Origin of the sequence: Citricoccus sp. SGAir0253 (genome assembly GCF_005877055.1) — a bacterium.
GTDB lineage: Bacteria > Actinomycetota > Actinomycetes > Actinomycetales > Micrococcaceae > Citricoccus.
In genome coordinates, this window is sequence record NZ_CP039424.1 from 459,496 (window position 1) to 475,392 (window position 15,897).

At 74.1% G+C, this 15,897-nt stretch carries 15 protein-coding genes and 1 riboswitch; of the genes, 13 read left to right on the forward strand and 2 right to left on the reverse strand.

What is annotated here, in order from left to right; all coding sequences use genetic code 11:
• The first annotated feature begins 69 nt into the window (after positions 1-69).
• The 12 genes from cysD to fdxA all read left to right on the forward strand — a co-directional run bounded on the left by cysD (position 70) and on the right by fdxA (position 13,304).
• Positions 70-1,005 (forward strand): sulfate adenylyltransferase subunit CysD, encoded by a 936-nt coding sequence (gene cysD / locus E7744_RS02075; RefSeq protein WP_137772685.1) that lies wholly within the window; start codon positions 70-72, stop codon positions 1,003-1,005.
• Entirely contained in the window at positions 1,005-2,351 is a 1,347-nt protein-coding gene (locus E7744_RS02080) for a sulfate adenylyltransferase subunit 1 (RefSeq protein ID WP_137772686.1), read from the forward strand. Before cysD ends, E7744_RS02080 begins: the two co-directional genes overlap by 1 nt.
• Positions 2,344-3,567 carry an ABC transporter substrate-binding protein gene (locus E7744_RS02085; protein WP_137772687.1) on the forward strand — a complete coding sequence of 408 codons (1,224 nt, stop codon included), beginning with the start codon at positions 2,344-2,346 and terminating at the stop codon, positions 3,565-3,567. The genes E7744_RS02080 and E7744_RS02085 overlap by 8 nt, the downstream gene beginning before the upstream one ends.
• Entirely contained in the window at positions 3,564-4,289 is a 726-nt protein-coding gene (locus E7744_RS02090) for an ABC transporter ATP-binding protein (protein WP_137772688.1), read from the forward strand. The genes E7744_RS02085 and E7744_RS02090 overlap by 4 nt, the downstream gene beginning before the upstream one ends.
• Entirely contained in the window at positions 4,279-5,283 is a 1,005-nt protein-coding gene (locus tag E7744_RS02095; RefSeq protein WP_137772689.1) for an ABC transporter permease, read from the forward strand. The genes E7744_RS02090 and E7744_RS02095 overlap by 11 nt, the downstream gene beginning before the upstream one ends.
• A complete protein-coding gene (gene cobA, locus E7744_RS02100) occupies positions 5,280-6,521 on the forward strand; it encodes a uroporphyrinogen-III C-methyltransferase (protein WP_137772690.1) in 1,242 nt (413 codons plus the stop codon). The genes E7744_RS02095 and cobA overlap by 4 nt, the downstream gene beginning before the upstream one ends.
• Positions 6,514-7,962, forward strand: a complete 1,449-nt coding sequence (locus E7744_RS02105; RefSeq protein WP_137772691.1) for an FAD-dependent oxidoreductase — start codon at positions 6,514-6,516, stop codon at positions 7,960-7,962. The genes cobA and E7744_RS02105 overlap by 8 nt, the downstream gene beginning before the upstream one ends.
• A 209-nt stretch (positions 7,963-8,171) precedes the next feature.
• Positions 8,172-8,284, forward strand: a riboswitch (SAM riboswitch).
• Positions 8,285-8,289: 5 nt separating this feature from the next.
• Positions 8,290-9,618 carry an O-acetylhomoserine aminocarboxypropyltransferase/cysteine synthase family protein gene (locus E7744_RS02110; protein WP_137772692.1) on the forward strand — a complete coding sequence of 443 codons (1,329 nt, stop codon included), beginning with the start codon at positions 8,290-8,292 and terminating at the stop codon, positions 9,616-9,618.
• A gap of 1 nt (position 9,619) precedes the next feature.
• The gene (locus E7744_RS02115; protein ID WP_137772693.1) at positions 9,620-10,855 is read left to right on the forward strand and encodes a cystathionine gamma-synthase; all 1,236 of its coding nucleotides are present in this window, start codon (positions 9,620-9,622) and stop codon (positions 10,853-10,855) included.
• 7 nt (positions 10,856-10,862) lie between these two features.
• Positions 10,863-11,891, forward strand: a complete 1,029-nt coding sequence (locus tag E7744_RS02120) for a DUF1852 domain-containing protein (RefSeq protein WP_137772694.1) — start codon at positions 10,863-10,865, stop codon at positions 11,889-11,891.
• Positions 11,892-11,896: 5 nt separating this feature from the next.
• Positions 11,897-12,937, forward strand: a complete 1,041-nt coding sequence (locus E7744_RS02125) for a methionine synthase (protein ID WP_137774794.1) — start codon at positions 11,897-11,899, stop codon at positions 12,935-12,937.
• Between the two features lie 40 nt (positions 12,938-12,977).
• A complete protein-coding gene (gene fdxA / locus E7744_RS02130; RefSeq protein ID WP_137772695.1) occupies positions 12,978-13,304 on the forward strand; it encodes a ferredoxin in 327 nt (108 codons plus the stop codon).
• Positions 13,305-13,391: 87 nt separating this feature from the next.
• On the opposite strand, the gene E7744_RS02135 is transcribed toward fdxA, so the two are convergent.
• Together E7744_RS02135 and E7744_RS16085 are read right to left on the reverse strand one after the other, a co-directional pair.
• A complete protein-coding gene (locus E7744_RS02135; RefSeq protein ID WP_246858608.1) occupies positions 13,392-14,552 on the reverse strand; it encodes an O-succinylhomoserine sulfhydrylase in 1,161 nt (386 codons plus the stop codon).
• Positions 14,553-14,623: 71 nt separating this feature from the next.
• Positions 14,624-14,860: a DUF1737 domain-containing protein gene (locus E7744_RS16085; RefSeq protein ID WP_137772697.1), complete on the reverse strand. Its 237-nt coding sequence runs from the start codon at positions 14,858-14,860 to the stop codon at positions 14,624-14,626.
• 270 nt (positions 14,861-15,130) lie between these two features.
• Here E7744_RS16085 and E7744_RS15710 point away from each other — a divergent pair, with 270 nt between their 5' ends.
• Positions 15,131-15,880 (forward strand): hypothetical protein, encoded by a 750-nt coding sequence (locus tag E7744_RS15710; RefSeq protein WP_168199722.1) that lies wholly within the window; start codon positions 15,131-15,133, stop codon positions 15,878-15,880.
• Positions 15,881-15,897: the final 17 nt, after the last annotated feature.

Sequence of the window (15,897 nt, forward strand, 5' to 3'; positions counted from 1 at the left end):
CCCCCGGGCGCTCCCGCGCCCACCGTCCCGGCCCCGCCGCACCACCCGACCGACGACCCAGGAGCATCCATGACCCTCACCCGCGTTCCCGACGCCGGACCCGGCAGCCACACCGGCCTCGGCCTCCAGGACACCCTGGAGGCGGAGTCCATCCACATCATCCGCGAGGTGGTCGCCGAGTTCGAGCGCCCGGCCATGCTGTTCTCCGGCGGCAAGGACTCCGTGGTGATGCTGCACCTGGCGGCGAAGGCCTTCTGGCCCGGCCGGGTGCCCTTCCCGGTGGTCCACGTGGACACCGGGCACAACTTCCCCGAGGTCCTCGAGTTCCGCGACCGGACGGTCGAACGGCTGGGGCTGCGCCTGGAGGTGGCCTCCGTGCAGGACTACATCGACCGGGGAGAGCTGCGCGAGCGCGCGGACGGGACCCGCAACCCCCTCCAGACCACGCCCCTGCTGGACATCATCCGCGAGCTGCGCTTCGACGCCGTCTTCGGCGGCGGCCGGCGGGACGAGGACAAGGCCCGGGCCAAGGAGCGCATCCTGAGCCTGCGGGACGAGTTCGGCCAGTGGGACCCCCGCAACCAGCGCCCGGAACTGTGGAACCTGTACAACGGCCGGCACCCGGTGGGGTACCACGTGCGGGCCTTCCCCATCAGCAACTGGACCGAGCTGGACATCTGGCGGTACATCGCCCGTGAGGGCATCGAGCTGCCGTCCATCTACTACGCGCACCCGCGCGAGGTGTTCCACCGGGACGGGATGTGGCGGGCGGTCGGGGAGCACTCCCGGCCCGCGGAGGGCGAGGAGGTCTCCGTCCGGACGGTCCGGTACCGCACCGTCGGGGACATGTCCTGCACGGGGGCGGTGCTCTCGGACGCCGCCACGGTGGAGGACGTGGTGCTGGAGGTCGCGGCGTCCACGCTCACCGAACGCGGGGCGACCCGTGCCGACGACCGCCTGTCCGAGGCGGCCATGGAAGATCGCAAGAAGGACGGGTACTTCTGATGACCACAGCACTCCTGGAGCACCACGGGTCCGCCTCCGGAACCCTGTTCCGCCTCGCCACGGCCGGGTCCGTGGACGACGGCAAGTCCACGCTGGTCGGCCGCCTGCTGCACGACTCCAAGGCCATCCTGGCGGACCAGCTCGAGGCGGTGGCGCGCACCTCGGCCGAGCGCGGCTTCGGCGGCGACGACGGCGGCCTGGACCTCGCGCTGCTGACGGACGGCCTGCGGGCGGAGCGCGAGCAGGGCATCACGATCGACGTGGCCTACCGCTACTTCGCCACCGACCGCCGCACCTTCGTGCTGGCGGACTGCCCCGGCCACGTCCAGTACACGCGCAACACCGTCACCGGCGCCTCCACGGCGGACGCGGTCGTGGTGCTGGTGGACGCCCGCCACGGCGTCCTGGAACAGACCCGCCGCCACCTGAGCGTGGTGCACCTGCTCCGGGTCCCGCACGTCATCGTGGCCGTCAACAAGATCGACCTGGTGGACTACTCCGAGCAGGTGTTCGACGAGATCGCCGCCGCGGTGCGCCGCGTGGCCGAGGACCTGGGCCTGGCGGACGCCGTCAGCGTCCCGGTGTCCGCGCTGCGGGGGGACAACGTGGTCGAGCGCTCGGGGCACACCCCTTGGTACGCGGGGCCGACCCTGATGGAGCTGCTCGAGTCGCTGCCGAGCGCGGACGACCAGGACGACGCCGGGGCCTCCTTCCGGTTCCCCGTCCAGCTGGTCGTGCGGCCGCAGGGGGCGTTCGCCCCCGGGGTGGACGCGGGGTCCTTCCGCGACTACCGGGCGTACGCCGGGCAGATCGCCGCCGGCACCGTCCGCCGCGGGGACACCGTGGCCCTCCTGACCCCGGGGCAGCCGGCCAGGACGACCACCGTCGTCGGCATCGACGCGGCCGGCCGGGACCTCGAGGAGGCCACGGCGCCGCAGTCGGTCTCCCTGCGCCTGGCCGGGGAGTTCGACGTGGCGCGGGGTGACCTGATCGCCGCCGCGGCCACCGCCCCGGCGCCGTCCGCGCACGTGACGGCCGAGGTGTGCTGGCTGGCGCAGCGGCCGCTGCGGGCCGGGGCCGCCGTCCTCGTCAAGCACGGCACCGCCACGGTCCGGGCCCTCGTGCAGGACGTGGACGGACGCCTGGACCTGGAGAGCCTGGAGTCCGAACCGGCGCAGGCCCTCGAGCTCAACGACATCGGCCGGGTGCGGCTGCGGCTGGCCGCCCCGCTGCCGGTGGAGCCGTACGCCCGTCACCGGCGCACCGGGGCCTTCCTCGTGATCGACCCCCAGGACGGGACCACCCTGGCCGCCGGCATGGTGCTGGACGAGGGCACCGATGGATGAGCAGCCGCCCGCCCCCCGGACGGTGCGCATCACCGCCGCGGGCCCGGACCGGCCCCGGCACCGCTGGCGCACCCGGGCCCTGTGGCTCGGAGCGCTCGCGCTCGTCGGCGCGCTCACGCTCGCCCTCGCGGTGGTCCCTGGCGAGGGGGCGGACGGGGACGCGGCCGGCGCCCCCACCACCGCCCCCACCACGGCCGGCGAACTGCGCCTGGGCTACTTCGGCACCATCCCCCACGCCCCGGCCCTCATCGGGGTCCAGGAGGGACTGTTCGCGGACGCCCTGGCGGAGGCGGGCGGGACCGCCCTGCGCACCGAGGTCTTCACCGCGGGCCCCGCGGCCGTCGAGGCGCTGAACGCCGGGGCGATCGACGCGGCCTACCTCGGGCCCGGTCCCGCCCTCAACTCCTTCGCCCAGAGTGACGGCGAGTCCCTCCTCATCGTCGCCGGGGCCGCCTCCGGCGGGGTCCAGCTGGTCGTCCGGCGGGGGATCGACGCCGTGGAGCAGTTGCGGGGGACCGTGCTGGCCACGCCGCAGCTCGGGGGCACCCAGGACATCGCCCTGCGCTCCTTCCTGCAGGACCGGGGACTGTCCGTCTCGCCCGCCGAGGACGCCGACGTCAGCGTGAACCCGACCGCCAACGCACAGACGCTGCAGCTCTTCCGTGACGGGAAGGTGGACGGCGCCTGGCTGCCGGAGCCGTGGGCCTCCCGGCTGGTGCTAGAGGCCGGCGCCGAGGTGCTGGTGGACGAGGCCGAGCTGTGGACCGGCGAGCAGGGCGCGGAGCCGGGACGGTTCCCCACCGCGGTCCTCGTGGTCAACCGTGACTTCGCCGCGGCACACCCGGCCACGGTCGAGGCCCTGCTGAGGGGCCACGTCGAGGCGCTCGAATGGCTCGAGGACGCCCCGGAGGCGGAGCGGGCGGCCGGCCTGAACACGGCGCTCGAGCGCACGGCCGGGGCGGGCCTGCGGCGGGACGTGATGGACCGGTCGCTGGAGCACATCGAGTTCACCGCCGACCCGTTGGCGGGGACCTACCCGACGCTGCAGCAGGACGGCGTGGACGTCGGACTGGGCCGTCCCGCCGATCTCACCGACCTCGTCGACCTCGGCCCGCTGGAGCGGGTGCTGGCCGAGGCGGGCGACACCGACCGGGCCGACGTCGGCGGGCCGCGCACGGACTCGGACTCGGACTCGGACGCGGAGGAGACGCCATGACGGTGGTCCTGGAGGAGCTCGGCAAGAGCTTCGGGAACGATGCGCCGGTGCTCGAGGGCGTCAGCGCCCGGATCGGCCAGGGGGAGTTCGTCTGCCTCCTCGGCGCCTCGGGCTGCGGCAAGTCGACGCTGCTGAACATCATCGCCGGCCTCGAGCCCCCCACGGCCGGAGCCCTGGAGGTGCCGGCGGACGGTGCGGCGTTCATGTTCCAGGACGCCTCCCTGTTCCCGTGGCTCAGCGCCCGGGAGAACGTCGAGCTGGCCCTGAGACTGCGGGGCGTCGCGGCGGCCGAGCGGCGCGCCCGCGCCCACGGGCTGCTGGAGCTCGTCCGCCTGGGCGGCGCCGCGGACCGGCGTCCCCACGAGCTCTCGGGAGGCATGCGCCAGCGCGTGGCCCTGGCCCGGGCCCTGGGCCAGGACCGGCCGCTGCTGCTCATGGACGAGCCGTTCGCCGCCCTGGACGCCATCACCCGGGACCTGCTGCACGCCGAGCTGGAGCGGATCTGGCGCGAGACGGGCCGCACGATCGTCTTCGTCACCCACAACGTGCGCGAGGCCGTCCGGCTGGGACAGCGCGTGCTGCTGATGTCCTCGCGTCCGGGACGCGTGGTCCGGGAGTGGACGGTCCCGGCGGAGGTGCGCCACGACGCCGCCGCCGTCGGCGCCCTGGCCGGGGAGATCACCACGCACCTGAGGAAGGAGATCCGGCGCCATGCGCACTGAGTCCACCGCATCCACCGCACTGCGGACCGAGCCGCTCGCGGCCTCGTCCCCATCGGCACCACCGTCCTCACCCTCGTCCCCCGAGCTGTCCCGGGCCGTTCCCGACGCGCCGTCCACCGCCCCCGACGCACCGTCCACCGCCCCGGACGAGCTGCGCGACCTGGGGACCGGCCTGGACACCCTGCAGTCCGGCGGCCCGGTGCGGCGCCGGGACTGGAGCCGGGTCCTGCTGCCCCTGGGGGCGGTGCTCGTCCTGCTCCTGGCCTGGCAGCTGCTGGCGTCCCTCGACCTGAGGCGCCGTGACCTCGTGCCCGGCCCGCTGGACGTCCTGGCCGCGTTCGGCGACCTCTGGTCGGGCGGGCTGGTGCAGGAGGCGGTGGGCACCTCGCTGCAGCGCGGCGTGGTCGGCTTCGCCATCTCCGTGGCCGTGGGGACCGTCCTGGGCGTGCTGCTCGGCCAGGTCACGGTGCTGCGGCGCGCCCTCGGCCCGCTGGTCTCCGGCCTGCAGGTGCTGCCGTCCGTGGCCTGGGTCCCGGTGGCGGTCATCTGGTTCGGGCTCACCGACGCCACCGCGTACTTCGTGGTGCTGATGGGGGCCATCCCGTCCATCGTCAACGGCCTGGCCGCCGGCATGGACCAGGTTCCCCCGCAGTTCCGCCGGGTGGCGCGGGTCCTCGGAGCGTCCCCGGCCGAGACCGCCCTGATGGTGGTGCTCCCGGCGGCGCTGCCCGCCTACGTGTCCGGCCTCAAGCAGGGCTGGGCCTTCGCCTGGCGGTCGTTGATGGCGGCCGAGATCATCGCCGTCGGGGGATCCATGGGGTACGGGCTGGGCTCCCTGCTGGACCAGGGGCGCACGCTCGCGGACATGGGCATGGTGATGAGCGCGGTGCTGACCATCCTGGCGGTCGGCATCCTCATCGAACTGATGGTCTTCGGACCCGTGGAGCGGCGGATCCTCCGCCGCCGCGGGCTGCTGGAAGGGAGTACGCGATGACCACCCCGGACCTCTACCCGGTGTCCCTGCGCCTGCTCGGGCGCCCGGTGCTGCTCGTGGGCGGCGGGCGGGTCGCGGGCCGCCGGGCCCGCGCCCTGCTGGACGCCGGCGCCGTCGTCACCGTGGTGGCGCCCCACGCGGGGGACGACGTCGCCCGGCTGGCCGCCGGCGGCCTGCTCACCTGGGTGCCCCGCCCGTACCGGGCCACGGACCTGGACGGGGCGTGGTTCGTCCAGACCGCCACGGGGATCGACGCGGTGGACCGCGCCGTCGCCGCCGACGCGGACGCCCGGCGGATATGGTGCGTCAACGCCTCCGACGCCGAGGCCTCCGCCGCGTGGACGCCCGCCGTGGCCCGCGCCGGGGACGTCACCATCGCCGTCAACGCCGGGGGGGACCCCCGCCGGGCGTCGGTGCTCCGGGACGCCGTGCGGCTGGCCCTCGAGACGGGCCGGCTGCCGCTGCGCAGGCGGCGCCGCACGCCCGGGACCTGCGGGCGGGTGGCGCTGGTGGGCGGCGGCCCCGGCGAGGGCGGCCTCATCACGGTGCGGGGCCGGCAGCTGCTGGCGACCGCGGACGTCGTCGTCGCCGACCGGCTCGGGCCCCGGGAGCTGCTCGAGGACCTCGAGCCCGGCGTCCGGGTGATCGAGGTCGGCAAGGCGCCCGGGAACCACCTGGTCGGCCAGGACGAGATCAACGCCATCCTCGTCCGGGAGGCCCGCGCGGGCCACCTCGTCGTCCGCCTCAAGGGCGGGGACCCCTACGTCCTGGGGCGCGGGGGAGAGGAGGCCCGGTCCTGCCGGGACCACGGGATCGACGTGGAGGTGGTCCCGGGCGTCACCAGTGCCGTCTCCGTCCCCGCCGCGGCCGGGATCCCCGTCACGCACCGGGGCACCGCCACCGGGTTCACCGTGGTGACCGGCCACGAGGACCTGGCCGATCTGCCCGCGCGGCCGGACCACACCCTCGTCCTGCTCATGGGCGTCCGCCGGCTCGCACGGACCGCGGCCCTGCTGCGCTCCCGGGGCCTCGGCCCCGGGACGCCGGTGGCCGTCGTCGAGCGCGGCTGGATGCCGGACCAGCGGGTGACCATCGGCACCCTGGAGACCATCGCCGCCCAGGCCGAGCGCACCGGCGTGCGGAACCCGGCCGTCATCGTCGTGGGGGACGTCGTCCGGCTCAGCCCCTACGCACCCCCCGTCCTGCACGAGACCCCCAAGGAGCACATCCATGACTGAGACCGTCCCCACCCCCGCCCCGGGCCGCCCGCTTCGCCTGGCGATCATCGGCGCTGGACCGGCCGGCGTGTACACCGCGGACCTGTTGACCAAGGCCGAGCGGGACTTCGAGTTGAGCATCGACCTGTTCGACCGGTACCCGGCCCCGTACGGGCTGATCCGCTACGGGGTGGCCCCGGACCACCCGCGGATCAAGGGCATCGTCAAGGCCCTGCACAAGGTGTTGGACCGCGGGGACATCCGCTTCCTGGGCGGGGTGGACTTCGGCACCGACCTGACCCTGGAGGACCTGCGCCGCCACTACGACGCGGTCGTGGTCTCCACCGGGGCCATCCGGGACGCCGACCTCGACGTGCCGGGCGTGGACCTGGAAGGCTCGTTCGGGGCGGCGGACTTCGTGTCCTGGTACGACGGGCACCCCGACGTGCCCCGCCACTGGCCGCTGACCGCCCGGGAGGTGGCGGTGATCGGCAACGGGAACGTGGCCCTGGACGTGGCCCGGATGCTGTCCAAGCACGCCGAGGACCTGCTGGTCACCGAGATCCCCGAGAACGTCTACGCCGGGCTGGCCTCGTCCCCGGTGACGGACGTGCACGTGTTCGGCCGCCGGGGCCCGGCCCAGGTGAAGTTCACCCCGCTGGAGCTGCGCGAGCTGGCGCACTCGAGGGACGTGGACATCGTGTTGTACCCGGAGGACTTCGAGTTCGACGCGGCCTCGGAGGAGGCGGCCACCACGAACAACCAGGTCAAGACCATGGTCGGGACGCTGACGAACTGGCTGATGGAGCAGGAGGACCGCCCGGGCACGGCCTCGCGGCGGCTGCACCTGCACTTCCTGCAGCAGCCCGTGGAGATCCTCGGGGCCGACGGGGCGGTGGCCGGGCTGCGGATGGAGCGGATGGAACTGGACGGCACCGGCAACGTGACCGGGACCGGGGAGTACACCGACTACCCGGTGCAGGCGGTGTACCGGGCGATCGGCTACCACGGGTCCCCGGTGCCGGGGCTGGCCTACGACGCCGGCCGGGGGGTGGTGCCGAACGAGGCCGGCCGGGTGCTGGACGAGGCCGGGGCGGTGGTGCCGGGGGTGTATGCCTCGGGGTGGATCAAGCGGGGCCCGGTGGGGCTGATCGGGCACACCAAGGGGGACGCCCTGGAGACCATCGGGTGCCTGCTGGAGGACCAGCCGGGGCTGTGGACCGCCCAGGACCCGGACGAGCAGGCGATCCTGGACCTGCTCACCGGGCGCGGGGTGGAGTACACCACCTGGGAGGGGTGGCTGGCCCTGGACGCCCACGAGCTCGCCCTGGGCGCCGAGGCCACCGCCACCGGCCCCGTCGAGCGCGAACGCGTCAAGGTCGTCCCCCGCGAGGAGATGCTCGCGGTGTCCCGCCGGGACCCCGTGCCCGCCGAGGCGAGGGTCCTCGAGCCGGCGCGGTAGGCCACCCGGCCGGCGACGCGGCCGGCGACGCGGCCGGCGACGCGGCCGGTGCCGGGGCGTCACAACCGGTCACAAACCGGCCCCTGGCCTCGGCCGGAGCGCCCGGGCGCGGCCGTCCGGCCCGGAACGTCCGGGCGTGCCGCAATGTGACGCCCCGGCCCCCCGTCCGTTGGACTCCGGGGCGGCCCATCCAGTGGGATGAACCCACCACACCATCCAGAGCGGCCGAGAGATCTGGCTCGACGACGCCGCAGCAACCAGTCGGCCGGCCCCGGGACACCGGGACCGGCGGGCACGGTGCTACCGCCAGGATCGATGGAGGATCGAATGCATCACCACGCCACCCACCAGGTCCACGCCGGCTACGAGCCCGAGGCCCCGCACTGGCCGGTTGCCGTGCCCATCCACCAGACGGCGGCCTACCGCTTCCCGGACCACGCCACGGCGGCCGCCATGTTCCGGCTGGAGACCCCGGGCTTCACCTACAGCCGGACGGGCAATCCCACCGTGGCCGTCTTCGAGAACCGGCTGGCCGCCCTCGAGGGCGGGATCGGGGCCATCGGCACCGCGACGGGCCAGGCCGCCGTCGCCCTGTCCCTGCTGACCCTGCTGCACTCCGGGCGGCACCTGGTCGCCTCCAGCCAGCTCTACGGGGGCACCGTGGACCTGCTGACGGACACGTTCGCCGACTTCGGCATCGAGGTCACCTTCGCCGACCCCGCGGACCCGCCGGCCTGGGCCGCGGCGATCCGGCCGGACACCCGCGCGTTCTTCCTCGAGGCCATCACCAACCCCTTGGCCACCCTGCCGGACCTGCCCGCGCTGGCGGACCTCGCCCACGCCGCCGGCGTGCCGGTGGTCGTGGACAGCACGCTCGCGACGCCGGCCCTGTACCGCCCGCTGGAGCACGGCGCCGACGTGGTGGTGCACTCCGCGACGAAGTTCCTCGGCGGGCACGGCACGGTGCTCGGCGGGGCGATCGTGGACGGCGGGACGTTCGACTACGGCGCGGCCCCCGAGCGGTGGCCGCAGCTGGCCCGGCCCAAGGCCCGCTACGGCGGGCAGGCGCTCGTCGACCGGCACGGCCGGGGCGCGTACCTCGCGCTGGCCCGCAGCAAGTTCCTGCACGACCTCGGCCCGTCCCTGGCCCCGGCCAGCGCCGCGCAGTTCATCCAGGGCCTGGAGACCCTCGAGGTCCGCGTGGCCCGGCACGGGAGCACCGCCCTCACGGTGGCCGAGCACCTGGCCGGGCACCCCGCCGTCGGGCGCGTCCACCATCCGGGGATCCCCGGGCACCCCAGCGCCGCCCTCGCCGCGCGGGACTTCCCGCACGGCACCGGCTCGGTGTTCTCCTTCGACCTGGCGGCCGGACCGGAGGCCGTGGGCCCGTTCATCGACGCGCTGGAGCTGTTCCAGCTCGTGGCCAACGTGGGGGACGTGCGCTCGCTCGTCTGTCATCCCGCCACCATGACCCACTGTCGCCTCGCCCCGGACCGCCGCGAGGCCGCGGGGATCGGCGAGACCACGATCCGGCTGTCCATCGGGCTCGAGTGTCCGGAGGACCTCATCGCGGACCTCGACCACGCCTTGGCCACCGTGCCGGCCTCCGCACCGGCCGCCGTGCCGGCCTCCGCCCTGGCCGGGGAGGTGCGCTGAGATGACCCTCCTGGACCACACCGCGAGCACGGGCACCGCGCAGGGCACCCGGCAGGGCTTCAACACGACGGCGGTGCACGCCGGCCAGGAGCCGGACCCGCTGACCGGGGCGGTCGTGCCGCCCATCTACCAGACCAGCACCTTCGTCCAGGACGGCATCAACGTGCTGCGCGGCGGGCACGAGTACAGCCGCGGGTCCAACCCCACGCGCAACGGCTTCGAGACCCAGCTGGCGGCGCTGGAGCACGGGAGCCGGGCGTTCGCGTTCGCCTCCGGGCTGGCCGCCGAGGACGCCCTGCTGCGCTCGGTGCTGCGCCCCGGGGACCACGTGGTCCTGGGCGGGGACGGCTACGGCGGAACCAACCGGCTCATCAACGGCGTCCTCGGCCCGTGGGGCATCCAGAACACCCCTGTGGACATCACCGACCCCACGGCGGTCGCGGCGGCGGTCCGCCCCGGCACCACCGCCGTGCTGTGGGTGGAGACCCCCTCGAACCCCCTGCTGGGCATCGCGGACCTGGCGGCCTGGGCGGAGATCGCCCACCGGGCCGGGGCCCTGCTCGTGGTGGACAACACCTTCGCCTCCCCGTACCTGCAGCGGCCCCTGGACCTGGGCGCGGACGCGGTGGTGCACTCCACGACCAAGTACATCGGTGGGCACTCGGACGTCCTCGGCGGGGCCGTGGTGGTGGCCGACCGGGAGTACCGGGGGCAGGGACTGGCCGAGGCGGTCGGCTACCAGCAGTTCGCCGCCGGAGCGGTGGCCGGCCCGCAGGACAGCTACCTCGCCGCCCGCGGGCTGAAGACCCTGGGGCTGCGCATGGACCGGCACGGCGCGAACGCCGCGGAGCTGGCCGGCTGGCTGCAGGGCCGGCCGCAGATCGCGCAGGTCTACTACCCGGGGCTGCCGGAGCACCCCGGGCACGAGCTGGCCAGCCGGCAGATGGACGGCTACGGCGGGATCGTGTCCGTCCGGCTGGCCGGGGGAGAGGCCGCCGCGCGCGCCTTCGCCCAGTCCACCGAGCTGTTCGCGCTCTCGGTCAGCCTCGGCGGGGTCGAGTCCCTCATCTGCTACTGCTCCGAGATGACCCACGCCTCCGTGCGGGGCACGGCCCTGGAGGTGCCGGCCGACCTGGTCCGGCTGTCCGTGGGCGTCGAGGACGTGGCCGACCTGCAGGCGGACCTCGAGGCGGCGCTGGAGCGCGCCGCGGACCTGTCGGCCCCCATCCGAGCGTGAGGACAAGATGCACCAGATCACCCAGACCAAGGACTTCACGTTCGGCATCCGCACGACCCGCTTCGACGAGGACTACTGCCCCTCGTCCAGCTCGCGCGGCACGACGAACTTCGCGAACCTGGCCCGCGGCGAGGACCGCCGGCAGAACCTGCGCAACACCCTGACGATGATCACCGGCCGCCTCAACGACCTGGCCCACTGGGACAATCCGGGGCGGGACCGCTATGCCGTGGAGATCGACATCGTCTCCGTGGACCTGCACCTCGCCGGCGGCGACGACGGCGGCGAGGACGTGGCGTTCCCCCTGATCGAGATGCTCGACGTGGGGATCCGGGACACGGTGTCCGGCGTGCGCGTCGACGGGATCGTGGGGAACAACTTCTCGTCCTACCTCCGGGACTACGACTTCAGCGTGGTGCTGCCCGAACACCACGCGAGGGCGCCGCGGTCCAGCGTGCCCGACGACTTCGGGGACCTGCACGGGAAGCTGTTCACGCACTTCCTCGACTCCGAGGCCTACCGCGAGCGCTTCCCCCAGCCGCCCGTGATCTGCATCAGCGTCTCGAGCACCAAGACGTACCGACGGCTCGAGAACCACCACCCGATCCTCGGCGTCGAGTACGGGCAGGACGAGTCCTCCCTGACGGACCGGTACTTCGGGAAGATGGGGCTGCGGGTCCGCTACTTCATGCCCCCCGGCGCGGTCGCGCCCCTGGCGTTCTACTTCCGGGGCGACCTCCTCAACGACTACTCCAGCCTGGCGCTCATCGGCCTCATCAGCACCATGGAGGCGTTCCAGAAGATCTACCGCCCGGAGATCTACAACGCCAATGCGGCGGCCGGCCGGATCTACCGGCCGAGCCTGGAGAACCTCGACTACTCGGTGACGCAGATCGCCTACGACCGCGAGGAGCGCAACCGACTGGCCCTCACGCAGGGCAGGTTCACGGAGGAGCACTTCGTGAAGCCACACCAGAGCCTGCTGGAGCAGTGGGCCGCGGCCCATCCCGCACGAGAGACGGAGAACCACCGATGAACGCGATGAACACCCTGTTGCCCACCACCATCGTCGGCAGCCTGCCCAAGCCCTCCTGGCTCGCGGAGGCCGAGACGCTGTGGTCCCCGTGGAAGCTGGACGGCGAGGAACTGCGGGAGGGCCAGCGGGACGCGCTGGGCCTGGCCGTGGACGAGCAGCGCCGGGCGGGGATCGACATCGTCAGCGACGGCGAGCAGACCCGTCAGCACTTCGTCACCACGTTCATCGAGCACCTCAGCGGCGTCGACTTCGAGCGGCGGGAGACGGTGCGGATCCGCGACCGCTACGACGCGAGCGTCCCGACGGTCGTCGGCACGGTGGGCCGTGAGCGCTCGGTCTTCGCAGACGACGCGAAGGCCCTGCGCGCGCGGACCAACCGGCCCATCAAGTGGACGCTGCCCGGTCCCATGACCATGATCGACACCCTGTGCGACAAGCACTACGGCAGCCGCGAGAAGCTCGCCTGGGAGTTCGCGACGATCCTCAACGAGGAGGCCCGGGAGCTGGAGGCGGCGGGCGTGGACATCATCCAGTTCGACGAGCCCGCCTTCAACGTGTTCTTCGACGACCTCAAGGACTGGGGCGTGGCCGCCCTCGAGCGCGCGGCCGAGGGGCTGCGCAGCGAGACGGCCGTGCACATCTGCTACGGCTACGGCATCAAGGCCAACACCGAGTGGAAGGCCACGCTGGGGGCGGAGTGGCGCCAGTACGAGGAGTCGTTCCCGCTGCTGCAGCAGTCCTCGATCGGCATGGTCTCCCTGGAGCGGCACAACTCCCGCGTCCCGGTCGAGCTCATCGAGCTGCTCCGGGGCAAGAAGGTGATGGTCGGGGCCATCGACGTCGCCAGCAGCGCGATCGAGGCCCCCGAGGAGGTGGCCGGCACCCTCCGGGAGGTGCTCCGGTACGTGGACGCGGACAAGCTGTACCCGAGCACGAACTGCGGCATGGCGCCCCTGGCCCGGCAGGTCGCGCGGGACAAGATGGCCGCGCTCGCCGCGGGCGCGCGGATCGTCCGGGACGAACTGTCCGGAACCCCCTCGGCGTGACCGCCGGACCGACGAACCCCCGGAAGGTGGACGATCACCCATGACCTACGTCATCGCCCTGCCGTGCGTGGACCTCAAGGACAAGGCCTGCATCGAGGAATGCCCGGTCGACTGCATCTACGAGGGGGAGCGCTCCCTCTACATCCACCCGGACGAGTGCGTGGACTGCGGCGCCTGCGAGCCCGTGTGCCCCGTGGAGGCCATCTACTACGAGGACGACGTCCCGGAGGAGTGGTCGGAGTACTACAAGGCCAACGTCGAGTTCTTCGACGACCTGGGCTCCCCGGGCGGCGCCGCCAAGATGGGGCTGATCGCCAAGGACCACCCGATCATCGCCGCCCTGCCGCCGCAGCCCACGCCGGCCTGACTCCGCCGCCTGGCCGCTGATCCCCGGCCTTTGGCCGCCGGCCGGCCCTGCCCCCTGGCCGCTGACGCCTGGGCGCCGACCCCTCCCTCAGCCCCGCAGGGCCCGGTCCAGGTCGGCGACCAGGTCGTCGGCGGCCTCGAGGCCCACGGACAGCCGCACCACGCCGTCGCCGAGCCCGATCGCGGCCCGCCCCTCGGGGCCCATGGCGCGGTGGGTGGTGGTGGCCGGGTGGGTGATCAGCGACTTCGTGTCCCCCAGGTTGTTGGAGATGTCCACGAGCTCCAGCCCGTTGAGGAGGCGGAACGCCCGCTCCTTGGCCGAGCCGGTCCCGGGCTCCAGCTCGAAGGTCACCACCGTCCCGCCGCCGCTCATCTGCGCCCGGGCCAGTTCGTGCTGCGGGTGGGAGGCCAGGAACGGGTAGAGCACGCGCCGCACGCCGGGCTGGTCCTCGAGCCAGGTGGCGATCCGCAGGGCCGAGGCCGTGGAGTGGCCCACGCGCAGGGCCATGGTCTCCAGGCCCTTGAGCAGCGTCCAGGCGTTGAACGGGCTCAGGGCGGGGCCGGTGTGGCGCATCAGGTGGCGCACCGGCCCGTCGATGAACTCCCGGCGCCCGAGCACGGCGCCGCCCAGGACCCGGCCCTGGCCGTCGATGTGCTTGGTCCCGGAGTACACCACCACGTCCGCGCCGAGCTCCGTGGCGCGCTGCAGCAGGGGCGTGGCGAACACGTTGTCCACCACCACCTGGGCGCCGGCGGCGTGCGCCAGCTCCACCACGGCGCGGATGTCCACGATCTCCTGCAGCGGGTTCGAGGGGGACTCGAAGAAGACGGCGGCGGCCGGGGTGGCCAGGGCCCGCTCCCACTGGGACAGGTCGGCGCCGTCCACGAACACGGTCTCCACGCCCCAGCGGGGCAGGATCTCGTTGAGGATGGCGAAGCAGGACCCGAAGAGGCTGCGCGCGGCGACCACGCGGTCCCCGGCGGAGAGCAGCGCGCCCAGGGCGGTGAAGACCGCGGACATCCCGGAGGCGGTGGCGAAGCAGGCCTCGGCCCCCTCGAGCAGCCGCAGCCGCTCCTGGAAGGCCTCGACCGTGGGGTTGCCGTAGCGGGAGTAGACGTAGCGCTCGGCCTCCCCGTTGAAGGCGGCCTCGGCGGCCTCCGCGGTCTCGAAGACGTAGCCCGAGGTCAGGAACAGCGCCTCGGAGGTCTCCTGGAAGGGGGTGCGGTCGATCCCGCCCCGCACCGCCAGGGTCTGCTGGTCCCAGACCCCGGGGTGCGTGGCCTCCGAGCCTCCCGCTACGAGGTGCCGGGCCTCGCCGGTCACCGTCCGGTCCCCAGCACGACCGCCTGGGCCGCGATCACCCGGTCGCCGTCGAAGGTCACCGAGGGGCTGCCGTACAGGACGTAGCCCTCGGCCAGCGCCGCGGACACCCGCTCGCAGAAGGACCGGTCGTCCGGTCCGGTGAGCAGGCGGTAGGCCAGGGGCGCGTCGGCGCCGGAGGCAGTGCCCGACGGCGGCCCGGCGGGGGACGGCGGGGCGGTGGGGCTCTCGGACATGGGGTCTCCTTCGGGCGCGTGACGGGAGGGGCAGGGCGCCGGCAGTCAGAGGCGAGGAGGCGCCGGCACCGGGTGGGACCCGCGCTGGGAGGCACCGGCGTCGCCGTCGGCCTCCGGATCTCGGCGGGGCGATGCCCCGACGCTAACAACGCCGCCCCAGGGAACCCAGTGGTGCGCGGCGCACCCGTCACGGGAGGTCACGCGCGGCCGTCTCCCGCGGGCCGCGCCCCGGACCTCGAGGCAGGAGCCCTGCGCGCGTACCCTGCCGCCATGGGTTGGGGAGCGGCGGGTGCCGTGGCGTCCGGGGGCCAACCGCGGGAGCTCGCGCAGCGGGCCGAGCGGGAGCCGGTGCTGCCTCCGGGACCGGGGGAGGTCTTCAGCGGCTACGGGGTGATGGGCGTGCCCTTCGCCAGCGGTCACTACCTGGCCCTGCGCCGGTTCACCGCGAGCTCGATCGGCCCGGGCTACACGTCCGTCTGGCACCGCGACCCCCAGGGGCGGTGGACCGTCTACGCGACCGCCGCGCCCGAGGTGAGCTGCGCCCACTACCTCGGACCCGCGGCCACGGAGGCGCACACCTGCCGGATCGACCTCGACTGGACCGGCCCGCGCTCGTTGACGGTGCAGATCCCCGGGGTGCTCGACTGGCACCTCGAGCTGGCCGAGCGTGCCGCCACGCGGATGATGAGCGCCGTCGGCGCGCGCCTTCCGGCCGGGACCAGCCACGCCGGGTGGCTGCTGGGCCCGCTCGGCCGGATCGCGGGACCCGTGCTCTCGGCCGGGCGGATCCGCCTGCACGGGCGGATGCCGAGCGGGCACGCCTTCGGGGGTGTGCCCCGGCGGGTCTGGGACGTCGTGCGGACCTCGGCCGTGCTGGACGGGCAGGACCTGGGGGCGCCGGGCCCTTGGCCGGAGCAGGTAAGCGTCGGCGATCTCATGCTGCCGCAGCGGGGGCTCTTCTTCGCGGACGCGGAGGCGGTCTTCGTGCCGCCTGGCGGGACCGGCAGGGCCTCATCGTAGGGCGTCTGGTGATCCCC